Source organism: Chromobacterium sphagni (assembly GCF_001855555.1).
Lineage (GTDB): Bacteria > Pseudomonadota > Gammaproteobacteria > Burkholderiales > Chromobacteriaceae > Chromobacterium > Chromobacterium sphagni.
This window is the reverse complement of the sequence record NZ_MKCT01000097.1, coordinates 1-20,628: the sequence shown is the minus strand read 5'-3', so window position 1 is coordinate 20,628 and position 20,628 is coordinate 1. Positions and strand designations below refer to the sequence as shown.

At 68.6% G+C, this 20,628-nt stretch carries 3 protein-coding genes; all 3 read right to left on the bottom strand.

The window, feature by feature from the left end; genetic code table 11:
- Positions 1-509, bottom strand: a 509-nt coding sequence (locus BI344_RS22350) for a beta-ketoacyl synthase N-terminal-like domain-containing protein (RefSeq protein WP_139167123.1), incomplete at its 3' end; no start/stop codon positions are given.
- The gene (locus BI344_RS22345; RefSeq protein WP_071114985.1) at positions 446-10,798 is read right to left on the bottom strand and encodes an SDR family NAD(P)-dependent oxidoreductase; all 10,353 of its coding nucleotides are present in this window, start codon (positions 10,796-10,798) and stop codon (positions 446-448) included. The genes BI344_RS22350 and BI344_RS22345, both read right to left, overlap by 64 nt.
- Before the next feature lie 80 nt (positions 10,799-10,878).
- Complete coding sequence (locus BI344_RS22340) at positions 10,879-20,526, bottom strand: SDR family NAD(P)-dependent oxidoreductase (RefSeq protein WP_206600466.1); 9,648 nt, start codon at positions 20,524-20,526, stop codon at positions 10,879-10,881.
- Positions 20,527-20,628 lie beyond the last annotated feature (102 nt).

Here is a 20,628-nt window from a genome sequence, read left to right as displayed (position 1 = left end):
TTGGCCACCGAGCTGAACGAGGTGTGCGGAAACACCGCCACGCCCTGGCGCCACAGCTCGGGACCATGCAGCTCGAAGCCGGTCTTGGTGACGCCGGCGAACACGCCGACCCGGCCGCCGTGAACCCGCGCCAGCCGCTCCCGCGTGTAGCCGGCGTCTTCCAGCACCTCCCAGCAACTTTGCAGGAACAACCGCTCTTGCGGGTCCATGCCGTCGGCTTCCGCCGGCGAGATGTTGAAGAACAGCGGGTCGAATTCGGCGAAGCCGTCGACGAAGCCGCCCCATTTGCTGTAGCTCTTGCCGCTGGCCACCGCCTGCTCGGGGTCGGCGCAGTAGAAGCCGTCCAGCGCCCAGCGCTCGGCCGGGATTTCGCTGATGCAGTCGCGGCCCGACTGCAGATTGTCCCAATACTGTTCCAGCGTCCGCGCCTGCGGGTAGCGCCCGCTCAGACCGATAATGGCGATTTTCCGATTCGCGCTCGCCGCGCCCGTTTCACCGACGGCTTCCATCGGGCGCGGTCGGGAGAAACGACTGGTGCCGCGCAGCCGCGGCTGCCGGACGGCACTCTCTCTCGCGCGGCCAGAGCGGTGTCCACCGCGGCGACGGCGGAAACCTGGTCCAGGCCGGTCAGGCGCCGCAAGGCCTGCTGCCTGGTCTTCAACAGATACTCGACCAGGCCAGCGATGGTCTGGTGCTCGAAGAACACCGTGCTGTCGATATCGGGGATGGACTGCCTGAGGGCGTCGGTCAACTGCACAACCAGGATCGAGTCTATCCCGTAGCGCTCCAGCGGTTCGTCCAGGTCTATCAATTCCACCGCCATTCTCAGCGTCTTGCCGACCAGGCCCCGTATCAAGGCCTCGCTTTTCTCCCGCAGCGTCCCCTGGTCGGCCGGCATGGCCACCGCCGCCCGCGCCGGGTTTTCCGACCTGGCGGCCGGCGCCGCGCGTTCCCGCCGCGCCGGCGGTGTCGCCGGCTGCGGAACGGCAGCGGCGGATGGCTGACGCACGCGGATGACGCCGTCGCTCTCGGCGACGATGATCTGCTGTCCCAGCGCCTGGGCCCCGGCGGCCGGGAAATTCACTCGGCGGAAGCCCTCCTCCTCCAGCACCCGCGACCAGTTGCCGGCGCTCAGCGCCGGAGAGCCCTCGATGCGCAGCGCCTCGTCCTCGTAACGCCACCACCCTTCCAGCAAACCGAAGGTCAGATGCGCGAACAGGCTGTTGCCGGTGACTTCATTGAGCAGCAGCACGCCGTTGCGCTTGAGCGCCGCCTTGGCATTGCGCAGGGTCTGGCGGATGCTTCTGGTCGCATGCAGCACATTGGCTGCGATCACCACATCGTAGCCGCCGATATCGATGGACTGCTCCCCCGGCCCGCGCTCCACGTCGAACAGGCGGCAATCCAGATAAGGCGCCCGTTCCGCGTAGCGCTGCTGCGCATGCAAGAGGAAAGCCTTGGACATATCGGTGTAGCAATACGTCTCGATATGCTGCCTGAGGCTCCACAGCCTGTCGAAGACCCCCGCGCTGGTGCCGCCGGTGCCGGCGCCTATCTCCAGAATGCGGATGCGCGCCGACGGATCGCGCTGGACGCGCGCGCCCACGTATCCGGCCAGTTGCTCGGCCAGCACGGCATTGAAATAGTCCGCCGCGCCATTGTTCTTGTAGATATCCTCGACCAGGCTCATCGAGGCATTCGGGAACATCACCTCGGTGGCGGGTATCTCTCCGCGCAATATCCGCGGCAAGGCTCGCACCGTCGCCTCCACCAGGCGCGCCTGGGCTTGCAGATGCGGATTGGCCAGCCAGGCGGTCTTGTCGCCGTCCCAACGCTCCCAGGCCCGCTGGCAGACTTCGCCGTCATCCACCGCCAGCCCTCTGGCGTCCAGCGCTCTCAGGCTTTCCCGCAGCCAGCGCCGATGCCAGGCTGGCGTCTGCGGCGCCGCCGGCAAGTTCGCCGCGCGCAGCTGGCAGGCCAGCAACTCGCCCAGCCGGCGGTCCAGCCGCTCAAACGATGCCGCGGACTCGCGGTCGCCGTCCGTCGCGGGAACCTCCGCCGCCTTTTCCTGCATCGCGCCGATCAGCGACGGCAGCGCCGGCGGCAGTTCGCGCAAGGACGGCGTCGACACCGACATCCAGGACTGCGCCTGCTCGCGCGTCGCCTTCACCAGACCAAGCTGATTGAATGGGCCGCTCAGCAGCGCTTCCAGGGTGCGCATCGCGTCATCGGCCTCGATCGCGCAGATGCCGGCATGCGCCATGCGGTTCCGGTATGACTGCGGGACGGCGCCGGCCGCGCCGACATCGCCCCACCAGCCCCAGTTGACGACCTTGACCGCGCAGCGCCGCTCTTGCCCCAGCTGATAGGCGTAGGCGTCCTTGAACACGCAGCCGGCGGCGTAGCCGCTCTTGCCGGCATCCCGGGAAAACGCGTTCAGTCCGGAGAAGAACAGGATGAAGTCCAACGGCTCATGCTCGAACGCCTGCGCCAGGCGCACGCAGATGTCGGTCTTGGCACTGAGCACTTCGGCGAAGCGTTCTATCGACGTCTTGCTCAGGCTTTCGTCGAAGATGCCCACCGCCGAGTGCACCACGCCGTGAATCCGCGGGTGGCTGGACTTCATCCGGTCCAAGGCTTGGCGCAGCGCCTGCGCGCTGGTCGCGTCCGCGCTGAAATATTCCGGCGTCGGCCCCCATTGCCCAAGCCGACGGCGCTTGGACTCTATCGCCTCGTCCAGCGGCCGGCGGCCGACCCACAACAACTGCGCGTGGTAGCGGCGCACCAGGTATTCGCTGAATACCTCGCCGATTCCGCCGGCCCCGCCTATCACCACATAGACGCCGCCTTCGCGGAACTGCCCGTCCTCGCCGTCGGCCGCGACCTCGCAAGGCAATAGCGAATGCCGCAGCCACTCGCCCTCTCGATGCGCGTAGCTGTCGCCTGGCTGGTCGAGCGGCAATTCCAGCGCCTCGGCCCAGGCGGCGACCTCGCCTCCGTCGTCCAGATCGGCCAGACGGACTTGCCATTGCGGAAACTCTTTGGCCAGCGCGCCCACCAGCCCGTGGACGCTAGCATGGGCAGGCTGGATCCGCTCTCCGGCCAGAACCGGCAAGGCCTTGAAGGTAATCGCGGTAAAACGTAGCGCCGAGCCGGCATAGCCAAGCGCCAACAAAGCCTTGATCAGCCGCAGGCAGCTCAACACGCCGGTCTGCTGATCCAGGATCAGACTCTCGTCGCCGATGCCCACGTCGCGGCCAGGCGGCGCGACCCAGACTATGCTGGCGATCTTGCCCGCAGCCTCCAGCCCCGCCCCGATCCGCGCGACGTCGTCGCCGTGTCCGCCCTGCAGCGCGCGCGCCTGCGGATGCAAGCGGGCAAGCGCGTCCGGTTCGCCGCCGAAAACCCACACCTGTTCGCCTACGACCTGCCGGGGCTGGGGCGCCGGCATCGCTTCCCATGCCGACGCCAGCCTCACCTCGTACTCGCCGCCGTCCTCCGCCATGTCCGCCGGCATGGCCACGCCCTCCATCACTCTAGAGCATACGCCGCGCATGCCGGCGCACACCCGTCCCTGCTCATCGATCAGATCGATGTCGAACTGCTTCACCCGCGCGCTGCTGTCGGCATTGAGGCGAATCCAGGCCCACATGTCGGCAGCGCACGCGTCGAACACCTCGACCTCCTTGACGGAGAACAGCAGGGCCGCCGCCGACGCCTGCCCCGTCATCAGGCAGGCGCAGCCCTGCAGTGCGCCATCCAGCACCGACGGATGCAGCACATAACGGCCGGCCCCCCCGTGCAACGATGCCGGCAGGCGGAGCTGGACCAACGCCTGGTCCTGCCCCAGGAAAACCTGCGACACGGTCTGGAAGGCCGCGCCGTATCCGATGCCGGCCGATTTGAACACCTCATAGCAGTCGGCGCCGTCCACCACGGCCGACACGCATTGGCTCCGCAACGACGCCAGGTCCAGCGATGGCTGCTCGCCCGGCTCGATCAAGGCGGCACGGCCGCGGCAGTGCGTCGCCTCCCCGCCGTCGGCGGCCTCGCTGAATATCTCGAACGCCGCTTCGCCGTCGTCCAGTTCCTCCAGCTCCAGGTGGATTGGCGCGGCGGCATCCTGCACGCCAAACGGCTGCAGCCATACCACGTCCCGCAGCAACACCCCGGCCCGCTCCTCCATCGCGATGCCGTAAGACGCTTGCAGCGCCGCGCGCGCCATTTCCAGATAGGCGGCGCCCGGCAATATCCGTCGACCCTGCACCACATGATCGCTGAGGAAGAACTCCGCTCCGCTGAAGCTGGAGGCAAAGCGCTGGGCATAAAAATCGGAAGCGTTTCGTTGCAGCAGGGGATGCAGCGACGCGCCGGACGGCTCCGCGCCGCCATTCTCGCCCAGCCCGGCCAGCCAGTAGCTGTCCCGCTTGAACGGGTAGCCCGGCAAGGAGATCCGCGCCGGCAGACCTTGCGGATACAGCCGACCCCAGTCCAGCGCCAGCCCTTTCACCCACAGCTCCAGCAAGCGGTCATACTTCTTCTTGCCCATCCAGGCCTCAAGCGCGAGGCTCAGATCCTCATCCTCGGCGAATACCGCCAACCCGTCCTTGCCTCGCCTCACCTCGCCCTGCCAGCGACCCTCCACTTCCGCATCGCCGCGCAGATGCGCTTCCAGCTTGCCCGCCAGCTCGCCGATGCCGTCCACCAGCAGCGCCAGCCGATGCTCCATCGCCTCCCGACCCAGCTGCAGCGTCGCCGCCACCGACGCCAGATCGCCCTCGCCCCAGCCCCCTATCGCCGCCAGCAACTGCTGCGCCCGCGTCCGCAACTCCGCCTCGGTCCGCGCCGACAGCACGATGGCCGCCGGCCCGGCAATCGCCGGCCACGACCGGCGGTCGACATATTCCTCGACGATCACATGCGCGTTGGCCCCGCCGGCGCCGAAGGACGAGATGCCGGCGATTCGCGGATACTCCCGCTCGACGCCGTCCACCGTCAGCAACGGACGCTTCCACTCCTGCAGCTCGCGCTGCACGAAGAACGGACTGCCCGCGAAGTCGATGTGCGGGTTCAGCGTGTCGGCGTGCAGGCTGGGCGCCAGCTGGCCGTGCCGCATCTGCAGCAGCACCTTGGTCAGCCCGGCGATCCCCGCCGCGCTTTCGCCGTGGCCGATATTGGATTTCACCGAGCCCAGCGCGCAGAACTGGGTGTCCGCCGTCTGCGCCTGGAAGGCCTGGCTCAGCCCCGCCACCTCTATCGGGTCGCCCAGCTCGGTGCCGGTGCCGTGCGCCTCGACATAGCTGATCGCCCGCGCGTCTATGCCGGCCCGGGCGATCGCATCGACGATCAGCTGGCGCTGCGCCGCCGGGTTGGGCACGGTGTAGCCGTGGGTCTTGCCGCCGTGGTTGATGCCGCTGCTTTTGATCACCCCGTGGATCCGATCGCCGTCCGCCTCGGCCCGCGCCAGCGGCTTCAGCAGCACCGCGCCGACGCCTTCGCCGGGCACGAAACCGTTGCCGCCGGCGCCGAAGCTGCGGCACTGCCCGTCCCGCGACAGCATCCGCGCCATGCACAGCATCACGTAGTTGCTGGAGTGCAGATAGAGGTTGACCCCGCCGGCGATGGCCAGTTCGCACTCGTCCCGCCTCAGGTGCTCGCACGCTTCGTGTATCGCCGTCAGCGACGACGAGCACATGGTGTCTATCGGCAGGCTGGGACCGTTCAGGTTGAGGAAGTAGGACACCCGGTTGGCCACCGAGCTGAACGAGGTGTGTGGAAACACCGCCGTCCCCTGCCGCCACAGCGCGGGACCGTACAGGTCGAAACCGGTCTTGGTGATGCCGGCGAACACGCCGACCCGGCCGTCGTGGACCCGCGCCAGCCGCTCCCGCGTGTAGCCGGCGTCTTCCAGCACGTCCCAGCAGCTTTGCAGGAACAACCGCTCTTGCGGGTCCATGCCTTCGGCTTCCGCCGGCGAGATGTTGAAGAACAGCGGGTCGAATTCGGCGAAGCCGTCGACGAAGCCGCCCCATTTGCTGTAGCTCTTGCCGTTGGCCACCGCCTGCTCGGGGTCGGCGCAGTAGAAGCTGTCCAGCGCCCAGCGCTCGACCGGGATTTCGCTGATGCAGTCGCGGCCCGACTGCAGATTGTCCCAATACTGCTCCAGCGTCCGCGCCTGCGGGTAGCGCCCGCTCAGGCCGATGATGGCGATCGCCGCGCCGCCGTCCGGCCGTGTCGGTGTCGGCGCCGGCATCGCTTCGCGCCGCATCGGCGCCGTCGGACCCGCGGCCGGTTGCGCGGCCGTCTCGCCGCCGCTCCAGCGCAGGCAGGCTTCCGGCCGCTGCGCGCTCAGATAGGCCGCCAGCGCGCCCAGCGTGCGGTATTCGAACCACAGGGTCTTGGACAGGCCGCCGAAGATCGACTCCAGTTCGCGGTTGAGCCGGGTGATCAACACCGAGTCGATGCCGTAGCATTCCAGCGCTTCGTTGGCGTCCAGCCTGTCCACCGCCACCTGGGTCACGCCGGCGAACAGCTTCTTCAACTGCCGCAGCGTCCGCGCCTGCAGCGCCGCCGGCTCGGTATGGCGCTCGGGCGCGGGCTCGGCCGGCCGACTCAGCGCGCCGTCGCCGCTCAGCACCACCAGCCGCGCGTGTTCGTGCTGCGCCAGCGCGCGGTAGAAGGCGTCCAGCCCCGGCCGCGTCGCCAGCGGCGTCAGCCCGGCGGCGGCCAGTGCCGCTTCTCCGGCCGCGTCCAGCCGCATGCCGCCTTCCGCCCACAGCGGCCAGCACAGCGAGACCGTGCGGCCTTGCCGCGCCCCAGCCGCCACCTGGGCCGCCCGCCGTTCGGCATAGGCGTCCATGAAGGCGTTGGCGCTGGCGTAATCCCCTTGTCCCACATTGCCGAACACGCCGGCGATCGAGGAGAAGACGGCGAAGAAGTCCAGCGGCTGCACCGCGGTCGCCCGATCCAGATGGACCAGACCGGCCACCTTGGGCGCCAGCACCGCGCGCAGATCGTCCACCCGCTTGTTCAGCAGGAAGCCGTCCCGCAGCACGCCGGCGGCGTGCAGGACGCCGTTCAGCCGGCCATGCCGCGCCAGCAGGCCCTGCACGCAGGCTTGCACCGCCGCGCCGTCGGCGACGTCCAGCGCCTGGTACGCCACCCGCGCGCCCAGCGCCGCCACTTGCCGCCGCCGCCCGTCGTCCAGCGCCGAACGGCCGGTCAGGATCACCGTGGCGTCCTGGAGCTGGGCGAGAATCTCGCGGGCGAACAGCAGGCCCAGACCGCCCAGACCGCCGGTGATCAGATAGACGCCGCCTTCGCGCCACGGCAACGACGGCTCGCCGACGGCGGCCAGCGGCCGCAGCGTCGCCGCCCGGCAGCCGTCGCGACCATGGCGGAGCTCGCGCTGCGCCGGCCGCTCGGCGCCGGCTTGCAGCGCCTCGGCCAGCGCGCCGGCGTCCGCCGCCGGATCGACGCGAATCAGCTGGGTCTGCAGGCCCGGATGCTCCAGGCTGGCGCTGTTGAGCAGACCGGACAGACCCTGGCGCAGCCAGCCGTCTTCGCCGTCGTCCGCCAACACCACCTGCAGCAGCGCGCCGTCCTCCAGGCCGGACCGCAGCAGGTCCTGCACCTGCCGGAACACATGTTCCAGGCTGGCGCCGAAGCGCTCGGCCGCGTCGTTCCCGCCGTCGGCCAGCGTCTCGCAGTGCAACGCCTGGCCCGCCGCGTCCCGCGCCGGCGCCCGCCCGGCGCAAGCGGCGTCGAGCAGGACCCGGCGCTGGCCGAAACGCCGCGCCGCGCCGGCCGCCGCCGCTTCCCAGCCGCGCGCCAGCAGGCTAACCGTCGATGCGCGCTCTTTCGATGCGCTCTCTTCGCTCTCCGCCGCCGCCGCGACCCAGTAGCGTTCGCGCGCGAACGGGTAGGTCGGCAGACTCAGCCGGGGCGGCCGGCCGCCGGCCGGCGTCGGCCAGCAGGCCACAGCGCCCCGCACCCAGTCTTGCGCCAGCCGCTGCGGCTCGGCGTCCATCTCGGCCGCCCGCGCCGCGGCGCCCGGCTTCGCCTCGCCGACCGCCAGTTGCGCCACCTCGCGGCCGGCGGCGAAATCGGCCAGCGCGTCGGCGATCTGTTCGCGCGAATGGCCGACGAAAGCCAGCCGGTGGCGCAGCGCGGCGCGCCCGCTTTGCAGCGTGTGGGCCAGCGCGGCCAGATCGACTGCCGGCTGCGCGCGCAGCCAGTCGGCCAGCCGGCCGGCATAGGCCCGCAGCTGTTCGCCGGTCTTGGCCGACAGCACGATCAGCGCCGAGCCGGCCACGCTGCGCCAGGGCGGCGGCGGCGGCGCCTCTTCCAGCACCAGGTGGGCGTTGGTGCCGCTGAAGCCGAAGGAACTGACCGCCGCCCGCCGCGGCCGACCCGCCGGCGCCGGCCATGGCGACAGCTCGGTGTTGACGTAGAAGGGGCTGCTCTCGAAATCGATATGCTGGTTCTGCACGCCGTAATTCAACAAGCCGGGCAGCATGCGGTGTTTCATCGCCAGCAGCACCTTGATGACGCCGGTCACGCCGGCGGCGGTGACGGTATGGCCGACATTGGTCTTGACGGAGCCTATCGCGCAGTACTGGCGGTTGTCGGTGTAATGCCGGAAGGCCTCGGTCAGCGCTTCCACCTCGATCGGGTCGCCCAGCTTGGTGCCGGTGCCGTGCGCCTCGACATACTGGATATCGGCCGGATCGATGCCGAAACGATCGTAAACCTCCATCTGCAGTTGCTGCTGCGCGGCGGCGCTGGGCGCGGTGATGCCGTTGGTGGCCCCGTCCTGGTTGATTCCGCTGCCTACGATCACGCCGTGGATAGGGTCCCGATCGGCCAGGGCGTCGGCCAGCCGCTTCATGACCAGCACGGCCACCGCCTCGCCGGACACCATGCCGTTGGCGCGATCGTCGAAAGTGAAGCAGCGCCCGTCGGTCGACAGCATCTGCGCCCGGCTGGCGGCCGCGCCGAAATGGGGCGTGGTCTGGATGAAGGCCCCGCCGGCCAGCATCAGGTCGGTCTCGTCGTTCCACAAGCTCTGGCAGGCCAGATGGATGGCGACCAGCGAGCTGGAGCAGGCGGTGTCTATCGCCACCGCCGGTCCCTTCAAATTGAGAAAATACGCGATTCTGGCCGGCAGGATGGAGCCGGCGGTTCCCCAGAAGGAATGTCCGGCCTTGTCGTTGCGGATATGGCTGGCGTATTTGCCGTCCACCACGCCGGCGATCACGCCGGTCCGGCTGCCGTCCAGCTTGTCGTTCATCAGGCCCGCGTCTTCCAACGCCCGCCAGCTCTCCTCCAGGAACAGGCGCTGCTGCGGATCCATATGCTGCGCCTCCACGCCGGAGATGCTGAAAAACAGCGGATCGAAGCAGTCGATATCGTCCAGGTAGCTGCCCCACTCGTTGAAGCTTGCCTCGGATGCCTGCGGAAGATTCAGCGAGGCGAACAGCGCCCTCCTGCCGGGCGGCAGTTGGCGGATCAGGCTTTGCCCCTCCGCAATGCAGCGCCAGAAATCGTCGACGCTGTCGACCGAGCCGAAGCGCCCGGACATGCCGACTATCGCGATTGGCGACAGCGGCTCCACCGTCGCGCCACGCCTGGCTGCCGGACGCGGCGCCTGCCGCTCGACGCGAGGCCGGCTCGCGGTCTTGACGCCCGGCACCGTGATCACCACCTTGCCGATATTGCGGCGATTCTCCAGATACTGATAGGCCTCGGCCAGCTGGCCGAAGTCGAAGGTCTCGCCTATCACCACCTCGACCACGCCCCGCTCCACCAGGGAGAACAGCTCCTGTCCCAGGCTTGCCGCATACTCGGGCATGTCCAGCAACAGCTTGCGCAAGTCCAGGCTGTGGAAGCTCTGATTATTGGACATCCTGCTCAAGTCGATGTTGCGCGCCGACTTCAAGCCCGTCATCGCGATTTCGACATAGCGCCCCCTGGGGCAGAGGCAGTTGATCCCCTTCTGTATGTTTTCCCCGGCCAGCGTGTTCAGAACGGCGTCCACCCCCTTGCCGCCGGTGATCGCCAGCACCTCGGCCTCAAAATCCTGCTCGCGGTAGTTGATGACATGGGCGGCGCCCATGTCCGACAGATAGCGCAGCTTTTCCGCGGAACTGGCGGTTGCGATCACCGTGGCGCCGGCATGCAGCGCCAGTTGCACCGCCACCAGCCCCGTGCCGCCGGTGGCGCTCTGGATCAGCACCGTTTCGCCCTTGGCCACCCGCATGCGCCGGAACGCCTCGACCACCGTCAGGCCGACCGTCAGAAACGACGCCGCCTGCTCGAAAGTCAGGTAGTCCGGCTTGAGCACCAGTTGCGACTCGTCCGCGACGATCAGGCTGGACTGAATGCCGAGACTGGGGCTGGCACTGACGATGACCTCGTCCCCGACCTCGAAGCGCGTCACATCGCCGCCCACCGCCCTCACCACCCCGGATGCCTCGAATCCCGGCGTGAACGGGTAGGACGGCATGGTCGGATACAGGCCTTTGACGCACAGCAGATCGCCGAAATTGAGCGAGAAGGCGATCGTGTCGACATGCACCCAGCGGCCTTCGGGCGGCTCGACCATCTCGTCGACGATCCTGATGTCGTCGATCGAGCCCGGCCCCTCCAGCACAACCTTGCGGCAAGGGCTGCCCGCCGTCGCCGAGAGCGCGGACTCTCCGGCGTCCATCAAGCGCCCATATTCCGCTTTCAGTTCCATTTCCGAAATCCGGCCGGCCTGGTATTGCTGCAAAAGTGACACGATCTGTTTTTTCACACCGCTATCTCCGCATGGATGGACAAGAACCGATTCTTCGCGCCGCCGCCGGACGAATCGCCGCCCGGCCAAGCAGCGGCTCAGCTCTTGAGCCTCTCCAAAGTCTGCTCAAATGAAATGGCACCGCGCACCAGCTCTTCCGCAATCCGCTGGATCCGCTCGCCGCCGTCGACGCCGCCCGCCTCCTGCCCCGAGGCCTGCCGGGCCAGCGCGTCCGGATAGGCGGAGCACAGATGCGCCGACAATCGCGTGATGCTGGGGAAGTCGAATATCACCGTGGTTTTCAGCGACAGGGACAGCGCCGCGTTGATCCGGCGAACGAGATCGACGGCGACGATGGAGTCGACGCCAAGATCAGACAAGGCCAGGCCCGGATCAAGCTCGGCGTCGGACAGCTTCAGCGCCTCGGCCACCACCTCGGCCAGCGTGTGCTCGACATGGGAGCGCAGATCGCCGGCCGCGCGCGCCGGCCGCGCCGGCGCTTCCTGCGGGCGCTTCCGCGCCGGGGAGGCCGCCGGCCTGGCGGCGGCCTGGCGGGGCTGATATTGCCGCACCCGCCCATCGCTCTCGGCGACGATCACATGCTGCAACACCACCGAGGAGACGCTGTCGGACAGCCAATGCCGCTCGAAACCCTGCTCGGCCAGCGAGCGCGCCCACTGCTCGCGCGACAATGCCGGGCTGCCCTCTATCCTCACCTCCCGGTCCTCCGGCGCCCACCAGCCGTCCAGCAGACCGAAGGTCAGGGTGGTGAACGGCCGCTTGCCCGCTATTTCATTGAGGATCAGCAAGCCGTTCCGCTTCAGGCAGCGCTTGACGTTGCCCAGGGTGTTGCCGATGTTCCGGGTCGCGTGCAGGACATTGGCCGCGATGACGATGTCGAAACTGCCGCTGTCGACGCCCTGCTCGTCCGGCGCGCGTTCCGCGTCGAAAAGCTGCAGCTCCATATACGGCGCGATGCCGGAGAAACTGTCCCGCGCATGCAGCAAGAAGCTCTTGGAAAGATCGGTGTAGACGTATTCGACATGATCCTGATAACGGGCCAGCCGTTTGAAGACCCCCTCGCTGGTGCCTCCGGTCCCGGCGCCCACCTCCAGTATCCGGATCCGCGCATTCGCCTCGCCCGCCTCCAGCCGCGCCTGCACCAGGCTTTCCACCGCGTCCTCGACCAGGCTGTTCAGATAGTCCGCATGCGCGTTCTTCTTGTAGATGCCCTCCACCAAGGCCATGCTGGAGCCGGGGAAGAGCACCTCGGTCGCCAGCTTCTCGCCGCGCAGGACTTGCGGCAGCGATTGCAGGCAGGCGTCGGCCAGGGCGATGTGCGCCATCAATCCCGGATAGCGCGACAACACCTCGTCCCGCGACGGCAACGGGCCGGAGCGGCGCGACGCCGCGTCCGCCAGAATGCGCACGATCTCCTCGAACAGCGGCAGTTGCCGCTCGACCACGCCCAGCCGCCGCTGCAATGCCGGCGCCGGCGACTGGACATCGTCCAGCCCGGCGGCGCGCATGACCTGCAGCAATTGCCGGAGCACATAGTCGTTCAGGCAGATGTCGGCCGCGTCGACTTGCTGGATTTGCTCGGCCAGCGCGCAGCTGCGCGTCCCGCCGCCGTCCAGCGCGGCGGCGATCCGCTCGAAATACGAGTCCTGCGTCCTGGGATAGACTTCGTCGCCGTGCGCCTGTATGCCCATTCTTTCGCGCGTGGCCGGGGCCAGTTTGATGGCCAGCACTTGCGGAATGGCGTGGGCGACGACCGCCTCCTGCATGCCCATGCCGTCGGCCGGCTCCAGCGAGCCTATGCCGAAGGACGCCATCCGGTTGCGGTAGACCTCGTTCGCCACCACCCCGACGCTGCCCCAATAGCCCCAGTTGATGCTGAACACCGGGAACGCGCAGGCGCGGCCCAGCGCCCGGGCATAGGCGTCCTTGAAGGTGCAGCCGGCAGCGTAGTTGCTCTGCCCCGCCGCCGCGAGGAAGGACTGCATCGACGAGTAAAAGCCCAGCCAATCCAGATCCTCGTTGATGAAGGCCTGCCCCAGCGCGGCACTGCCGGCCACCTTCGGGTCCAGCGACTCACGGAAACGCCCCTCGTCCATCGCGCCCAGACTCTGGTCGCGCAGCACGATGGCGGAATGCAGCACGCCGTTGATCCTGCCGTATCGCGCCTTGACGGTGTCACGGGCCCGCTCCAGCTGGGCCTGGCTGGTGATGTCGACCTGCAGATACTCGACGCTGCCGCCCGAGCCGGCGAAGCGGTCCAACTGCTCGCGGATGGCGTCGTTGACGGCGCTGCGGCCCAGCCACACCACCCTGGCGTCGTAGTGCCGCAGCAGATGCTCGGTGGCGACGCGGCCGATGCCGCCGGCGCCGCCGGCGATCACATAGACCCCGCCGGCGACAAAGGCTGGCGGCGAGCCGGCCGGCATCGCCAAAGGCGCGATTCGGTGCTCATAGCGGACGCCGCCGCGGTAAGCGACCGGGAAGCCGGTCGCACTGGCCGGCTCGCGGCCCAGCATTTCGGCGATCTTCCGCGCGCCCGCGTCGCCGTCCATATCGGCCCCGCCGATGTCGACATTGCGGATCCGCCACTGCGGGTACTCTTTCGCCAGCGACTGGGTCAATCCCGACAAGCCACTTCCCCAGACATTGATTTCCCGCTGCAAGGGCGGCTGCTCGCAATCCTGCGTCAGCACGAAAACATCGAGCGCCCGCTGGTCGTAGCCCTGCGCCAGCAGCGCCTTGATGCAGCGCAGCCAGGCGATAGTCGTGTATTCCTGATCATCGGCCACTTGTGCGCAGTCCAGTCCATAGGCGCGGCTTCCGGTCAGACCACCCAGGAAATACACCGCGTCGATGCGGCCGATCTCGGCGATGGCCTGCCCGATCGCGGCCGCATCGCCAACATCAACCGTCCACACTCCGTCCTCGCGCCGCCCGGCCCCGCTCGCCAGCCGAATCCTGGCCGAGCGGGCGCCGAACCGGGCCACGGCATCCTCCAGCCCGGCATCATTGTCGCGGTACAACAGCAGGCTGACGCCGGTCCCGCCACCAGCCGCGGCCTCAGCCCCGGCCAGATCGCTGCGCTGCCATCGACCGGCGTAGCTGAACGGATCGCCGGCGGTCCTGGCCGGACGCAGCACAAAATCGTCCAGAGCAACCAGCAAGGCGCCCGAGTCGTCCATGACGGCAAGATCGAAACGCGCGTCGGCGCGCTTGCGCGCATGGACGAATACCCGGCCCTGCGGCTGCCGCAACACTTCGATCCGGCCGATGGAATATGGCAGCGCGAGACCGTCGCCGGCGCCCGCCGCGATGCCGCTGACGCATTGCAAAGCGGCATCGGCGATGCTGGGCGGCAGTTGGTAGCGGACCAGGTCAGCCTCGCAGCCGGCGGGCAGCACCACCAGCCCCATGCTCTCCTCGGCCGTACCCCACAGGCCGGCCAGGCCCTGGAAATAAGGGCCGTAGTCTATGCCCTTGCCGCGGTGCCACGCATAGAACTCGGCGCGGCCCGCCTCGCCCTCCCAGCGCAGCTCCAGCCGGTTCAGCGTCGCCTCGATGTCCACGGCGGGCGCCTGGCGCGGCGCCTCGTCCAGCGCCACCATGCCCTGAGCGTGGACTTGCCGGCCCGACTCGCCCGTGGTGGCGATTTCAAAGCGGATCGCGCCGTCGTGCCGCTCCAGCTGGGTGACGACCGTCCGTTCGCCGTCGGCGACGAACAAGGGCTGCATCCAGACGATATCCTGCAACGCGATGTCATGTCCGGGGTACAGATGCCGCGCGGCCTCCAACGCCATTTCGATGTAGGCGACGCCGGGAAGAATGCTGCGCGCCTGGACCCGGTGATGGGACAACATGGGATCGGTGGCGCTCAGCTCGGTTTCAAACACCACCCGCGGCTTGTCGGTCAGGCTGGCGGCGGGCAGCACCCGCGTCAGCAGACCGCCGAACTCGCCGGCGGCGGCGTTGGCCGCGGGCACGCTCGGCCTCACCGAAACCCAGCATTTCTTCCGCTCGAACGGATAAGTCGGCAATCCCGCCATCCGGCGCCCCGACGGGCCGGGCAGCAGCGCCCAGTCTATCGCCAGCCCCTTGGTCCAGAACTGCGCCAGCTTGTCGTATCGCGCCGACTGTATCCAGCCGGCCACCACCGCGCGCCGGACATCCTCGTCGCTGAACACGTCCAGCGTGTCCTGGCTGGTGCGATCGTGGAAATAATCCAGCCCCGCCGGCTGCTCGGACAGGAAATCCCTCATTTGCTCGCGCAGCTCGGCCGGATTCGACGCCAGGAAGGCGACCCGGCAATCCATCGCTTCCCGCCCCGTCTGCAAGGTGTGGGCCAGATCGGCCAGCGTCGTCGGCGGCGACTTCTCCAGATAGTCCAGCATGTCGGCGACGTAGGCGTGCAAGCGGCTGTCGTTGCGGGCGGACAAGGGCAAGATCAGCCGGCGCTCGCCGGCGCCGGGCATCTCGCCCGGCGAGGGTTCGCCGATGTACTCCTGGATCAGGATGTGCGCGTTGGCGCCGCCGGCGCCGAAAGAGCTGACCCCGGCGACACGCGGCTGCGGCCGGCCGGCGATGACCGGCGCAGGCCATTCGGCCAGCTCGCGCTGCACGATAAACGGCGTGCCGGCGAAATCGATATAGGGATTGAGCTCGCTGGAATGCAGCGAGGGAACCAGCATGCGATGCTTCATCTGCAGCAGGACCTTGCATATCCCCGCGATCCCGGCCGCCGACTCGCAATGTCCGATATTGGATTTCGCCGAGCCTATCGCGCAATACTGCCTGTCCGGCGATTGCTGGCCGAAGGCCTTGCTCAAGCCGGCGATCTCGATCGGATCGCCAAGACTGGTGCCGGTGCCGTGGGCCTCGATATAACTGATCGCGCGCGGCTCGACGCCAGCTTGGCGGATGGCGAGCGCGATGGTGCCGGCCTGCGCCACCGGGCTGGGCACAGTATAGCCGCTGGCCTTGCCGCCGTGGCTCAGCGCGGCGCCCTTGACCACGCCGTAAATGAAATCGCCGTCGGCGACGGCCCGTTCCAGCGGCTTGAGCAGCACGGCACCGACGCCCTCGCCGGGTATATAGCCCTCGCCGCCCTTGCCAAAGCTTTCGCAACGGCCGCTGGTCGAGATGATCCGGGCCTGGCTCAGCACCGCGTATTTGTTCGGGTGGATGCTGGTATTGACGCCGCCCGCCAGCGCCAGCCCGCACTCGCCGTTGCGCAAGGCGTTGCAGGCCAGGTACAGCGCTGTCAACGACGAGGAGCACATGGTGTCCAGCGCGATGCTGGGGCCGTGGAAGTCGAAGAAATAGGACACCCGGTTGGCTACGCCGGCGATATTGCCGGCCAGGCCGAAGATCTGACCCTGCTCGTATTGCTGGAAGCCGTAAAGCTGGTACTCGGAGTACATCACCCCGACATAGACGCCGACTCTGGCTTCCGGCAGCAGGCCGCCGTCGCCGTCGCCGTCGGCCTGCAGAGAGGCCCGCGTATGGCCGGCATCTTCCAGGGTCTCCCACGCCGTTTGCAGGAACAAGCGCTCCTGCGGATCCATCATTTCCGCCTCCAGCGGCGAAATCTTGAAGAACAGCGGATCGAACTCGTCGACGCCGTCGATGAAGCCGCCCCATTTGCTGTGTATCTTCCCGCTCTTGCCGGTATCGGCGTCGTAATAGCGGGCCATGTCCCAGCGGGCGGCCGGAATTTCACCGACGCAATCTATTCCCTGGCGCAGGTTTTCCCAGAACTCGGCGATATTCCTGGCCTGGGGAAAGCGGCCGCTCATGCCTATGATCGCAATATCGAGCGGCCCGCCCGGCTGACGGACGCCGACCGACGCCGGCTCGGCCCGCACGGCAGGACGCGGCGCCGGCGAGGCGGCGGAGGCGGCGGAGGCCGCCGCGGCGCCGGGCAGTAGGCGATGCAGCGCGGCGCCATGGGCGTCGACAAGATAGCCGGCCAGGCCGGCCAGCGTCCGGTATTCATAAAACAGGGTCTTGGGCAACGGGCCGAAGTCCTTTTCCAGCTCCCCGGTCAGCGCGAGCACATTGGCCGAATCGATGCCGAAGGCCTCGAGCGGCGCCTCCGGCTCCAGCCGCTGTTGCGGCAAGCGGAACACTTTGGACAATTGCCGTTGCAGATAGCGTATCGCCTCGGCCGTCGCCGGCGCGGCGGCGCTCACGGCCTCCGCCTGCGCGGCCATGGAGAATAGCGGCTTGCTGCCATCGCTGGCGCAGACGATCAACTGGCGCGGCGCCCTGCCGATCGCGTCCTCGAAGGCGCGCAGCCCATCCTGCGTCGACAGCGGCAGCATGCCGGTTTTCTCGCGCAGGCGCCGCTCGCCGGCCGCGTCTATCGTCATGCCGCCGTCGCGCCACAACGGCCAGTTGATCGACACAGTTTTGCCATGCGCCTCCCCTCGGCCGACGCCGGCGTCGCGCCAGGCCGCATAGGCGTCGAGAAAGGCGTTGGCGGCGGCGTAGTCCGCCTGGCCGACATTGCCCCAGACCGCCGACAGCGAGGAGAACAGGGCGAAGAAATCGAGCCGATGATGCCTGGTCGCCCGATCGATGATCTGGGTGCCGAACAGCTTGGCGGCGAAAACTTCGTCGGCCTGCCGCTCGGTCTTCTGCAACAACATGGCGTCGCGCACCACGCCCGCGCCATGGATGATGCCGGTCAGCGGGCCATGGCGCGCCTCCACCTCTCGGACCAGCCGCACCACGTCCTCCTCCACCGCCACATCGCATTGCAGATACTCGACGCGGGAGCCGGCGGCGGCCAGACGCTCCAGCTGCTCGCGTTCGGCGTCCGTGCAGGCGCGGCGGCCACTCAAGACGACGTTAACCTTGCCGAAGCCGGCGATATAAGCGGCGAATATCCTGCCCAGCCCCCCCAGACCGCCGGTGATCCAATAGTTGCCGCCCTGGCGGATCACCGAACCCGCCATCGGCTCGAAACCGGCTACCCGGTTGCTGCGAACTTCCCGCCGGCCGTCTTGCCGGTAATAGACCTCGACATCGTCGCCGCGCCCAAGCTCCTCGGCCAACAGCCGGCTGCCGCGCGCGGCATCCAGCCCGCCCTCGACCCAGATCAGCTGGATCCGCAGCCTGGGATATTCCAAGCCCGCCGACTTCAACAGGCCGGACAGCGGCGCATAGGGGGGATCGGACGGATGGCCGTCAATCAGCGCGACCATCCGCTGGCCATCGCCGACGCCGGCGGCCAGCCATTCGCGCACCCGCGACAAAGCCTGGCGGAAAAGTTCCGCCGCGGCCTCGGCCGCCGAATCGGCGGCCGGCGGCGGCAAGCGCCGCAGCGCAAGCGCCGGCAGCTCGGCCGCGATGCCGGCGGCAACGGCCTCGGACACGCCGGCGGCGAGCACATACGCGCTCGCCCCGCCGCTGCCGGCCGCCGCCGCGTTCCGGGCAAGCGCCTTGCGCTCCCACGTCGCCGTCGCGTAAAACAGGGCCGCCTGCGGCGCCAGCGATTCGGCCGGCTCCGACGGCGCCGAGATGCGGTGGCGGTCGCGGGCAAATGGATACAGCGGCGCGGCAATGCGCAGGCCGCGTTCGCCGCCATCCAGGCTGCGCCAGTCTATGCGCGTGCCGTTCACCCAGGCTTGCGCGACGGCCAGCAGCGCCGGCCTGTCCGCGCCCGGCTTGCCGAAGGCGTCGGGCGCGCGGCCGGCAACGGGCGCCCGGCCCTTGAACATCCCAGGCGCCAGCCGACCGTCTTCGCAATAGGCCCTCAAGCCGCTCAGCAATTCTTGCTCGTCGTCCACCACCAGGGCGATGCGGTGCGCCATCTCGCTTCTGCCGGTCTGCAGCGTGAACGCCAGATTGCCCAGCGTATAGTCCTCGTCCCGTCCGGCCTGCAGATAGGCCAGCAGCGCCAAACAATACGCGTCCAGGGCGGAGTCGGTCTTCGCCGACAGGACCAGCAGCCGCGGCCGCGCCGCCTGGTCCGCGGCGAGGGCCCGCCGCCGCTGGCCGCGCACCACCATGAAAACATTGCTGCCGCCGATGCCGAAGGAATGGATGCCGGCCACCCGCTGTTCCAGCGGCCGCGCCCAGTCGACTGCCTCCATTGGAATCACGAATGGCGTCGCCTCTATCCTGAGGCCGGGGTTGACGACCTCCACATTGGCGCAGGGCGGAATCTGGCCGCGCCGGATGCTCAGCAACGCCTTGGTCAGCGAACAGATGCCGGACGCCGACTCCAGGTGGCCGAGATTGGCCTTGGAACCGAGGGCGCAGCGGCGCTCGCGGGCGCCGGAGCCGCTCAGCGCGCGCGACAGCGCCTGAATCTCGATCGGATCGCCTATTTGCGTTCCGGTGCCGTGCGTCTCGACATACAGGATGGCGTCGGCGGAGACGCCGGCGTTTTCCACCGCGCGCTCGATGACATCGACCAGCGCGTTCGGATTCGGGCTGTAGCGGCCGCTGCCGCGGCCCGAATGATTGGTGGCGCTGCCGGCGATGACGCCGTAGACGCGGTCGCCGTCCGCCAGCGCCGCCGACAGCGGCTTGAGCAACGCCATGCCCGCACCCTCTCCCGGCACATAGCCATTGGCGCCGGCGTCGAAAGTGCGCTCGCGGCCATCGGCGGACATCAGGCCCAGCCCGCCCAGCAACAGGTATTTGCTGCGATGCAGGCTGAGATTGACACCGCCGGCCAGCGCCATCGCGCACTCGCCGGTCAGCAAGGCGTTGCGTGCCAGGTGAAGCGCCAGCATCGAGCTGGCGCAGGCGGCCTCTACCGTCATGCTGGGGCCGCGCAGATCGAACTGGTAGGAAATCCGGTTGGCCAGCTCGTGAGCATAGCTGCCGGCGCTGGCGTAAGCGCCGGTCCGGTCCAGGTGCTCGGCCGCGACCCAGGTGTAATCGGCGTTCATCACGCCGGCGAACACGCCGGTGCGGGAGCCGCGCAGCGCCTCTGCCGGATAGCCGGCGTCCTCCATCGCGTGCCAGGCGATCTCCAGCAGCATTCTGAGCTGCGGATCCAAGCCTCCGGCCTCGGCCGGCGTGATCTGGAAAAACAGCGCGTCGAACGCGTCCACATCGTCGACGATGCCGCCATAGCCGGCCGGCGCGCCGCTGGCGGCCGATGCCGTTCCCTCGACGGCGAAGCGGCCCCAGTGGTCGGCCGGCATCTCCCTCGTGCACGACGCCCCGCTGCTGACCACCTCCCAGAACCGGTCCAGCGTGGAGGCCGACGGGTATCGGCCGGCCAGGCCAATCACGGCGATGTCCGCCGACTGCGGCGGCTGGACCGCGCCCCGGCTCTCCGGCGCGACCGCCGGCGCCGGCGCCATGCCGACAGCGTCGCGGGCGGCCAAACCCGCGGTGCCGGCGAAGTGTTCGCGCTCATGCAGGAACAGGTAATGGCTCAGGGCCCCAAGCGTCTGGTATTCGAACAATAGCGTCGGATAGAAATCATGGCCGCACCGCGCCTCCAGCTCGCGCACCAGAGCCAGCAGATGGGTGGAGTCCAGGCCGGCGTCGAAGAACAGCGTGTCCGTCTCCAACGGCGCCAGCTCGCCGATCCCCAGCGCCGACAAGCGCTCCTCGACGAAACGACGGACGTTGGCGGCGAGAACCGCCTCTTCGTCACCGGCCGCCGCGTCTCGCACCGCCTGCGGCGCCTCGGCCTCCGGCAAGACCAGCCGGCTGATGTCGCTGGTCTGGCGGACTCTCTTGTACGAAAGCCGCGCCAACTCCGCCAGCAGCGCGCCGGACTCGTCATAAATCCGCAGATCCGAGGTCGAAACCTCGCCGGACCACGCCTCGGCTCCACATCCCTGCTTGTCGCCGTGCCG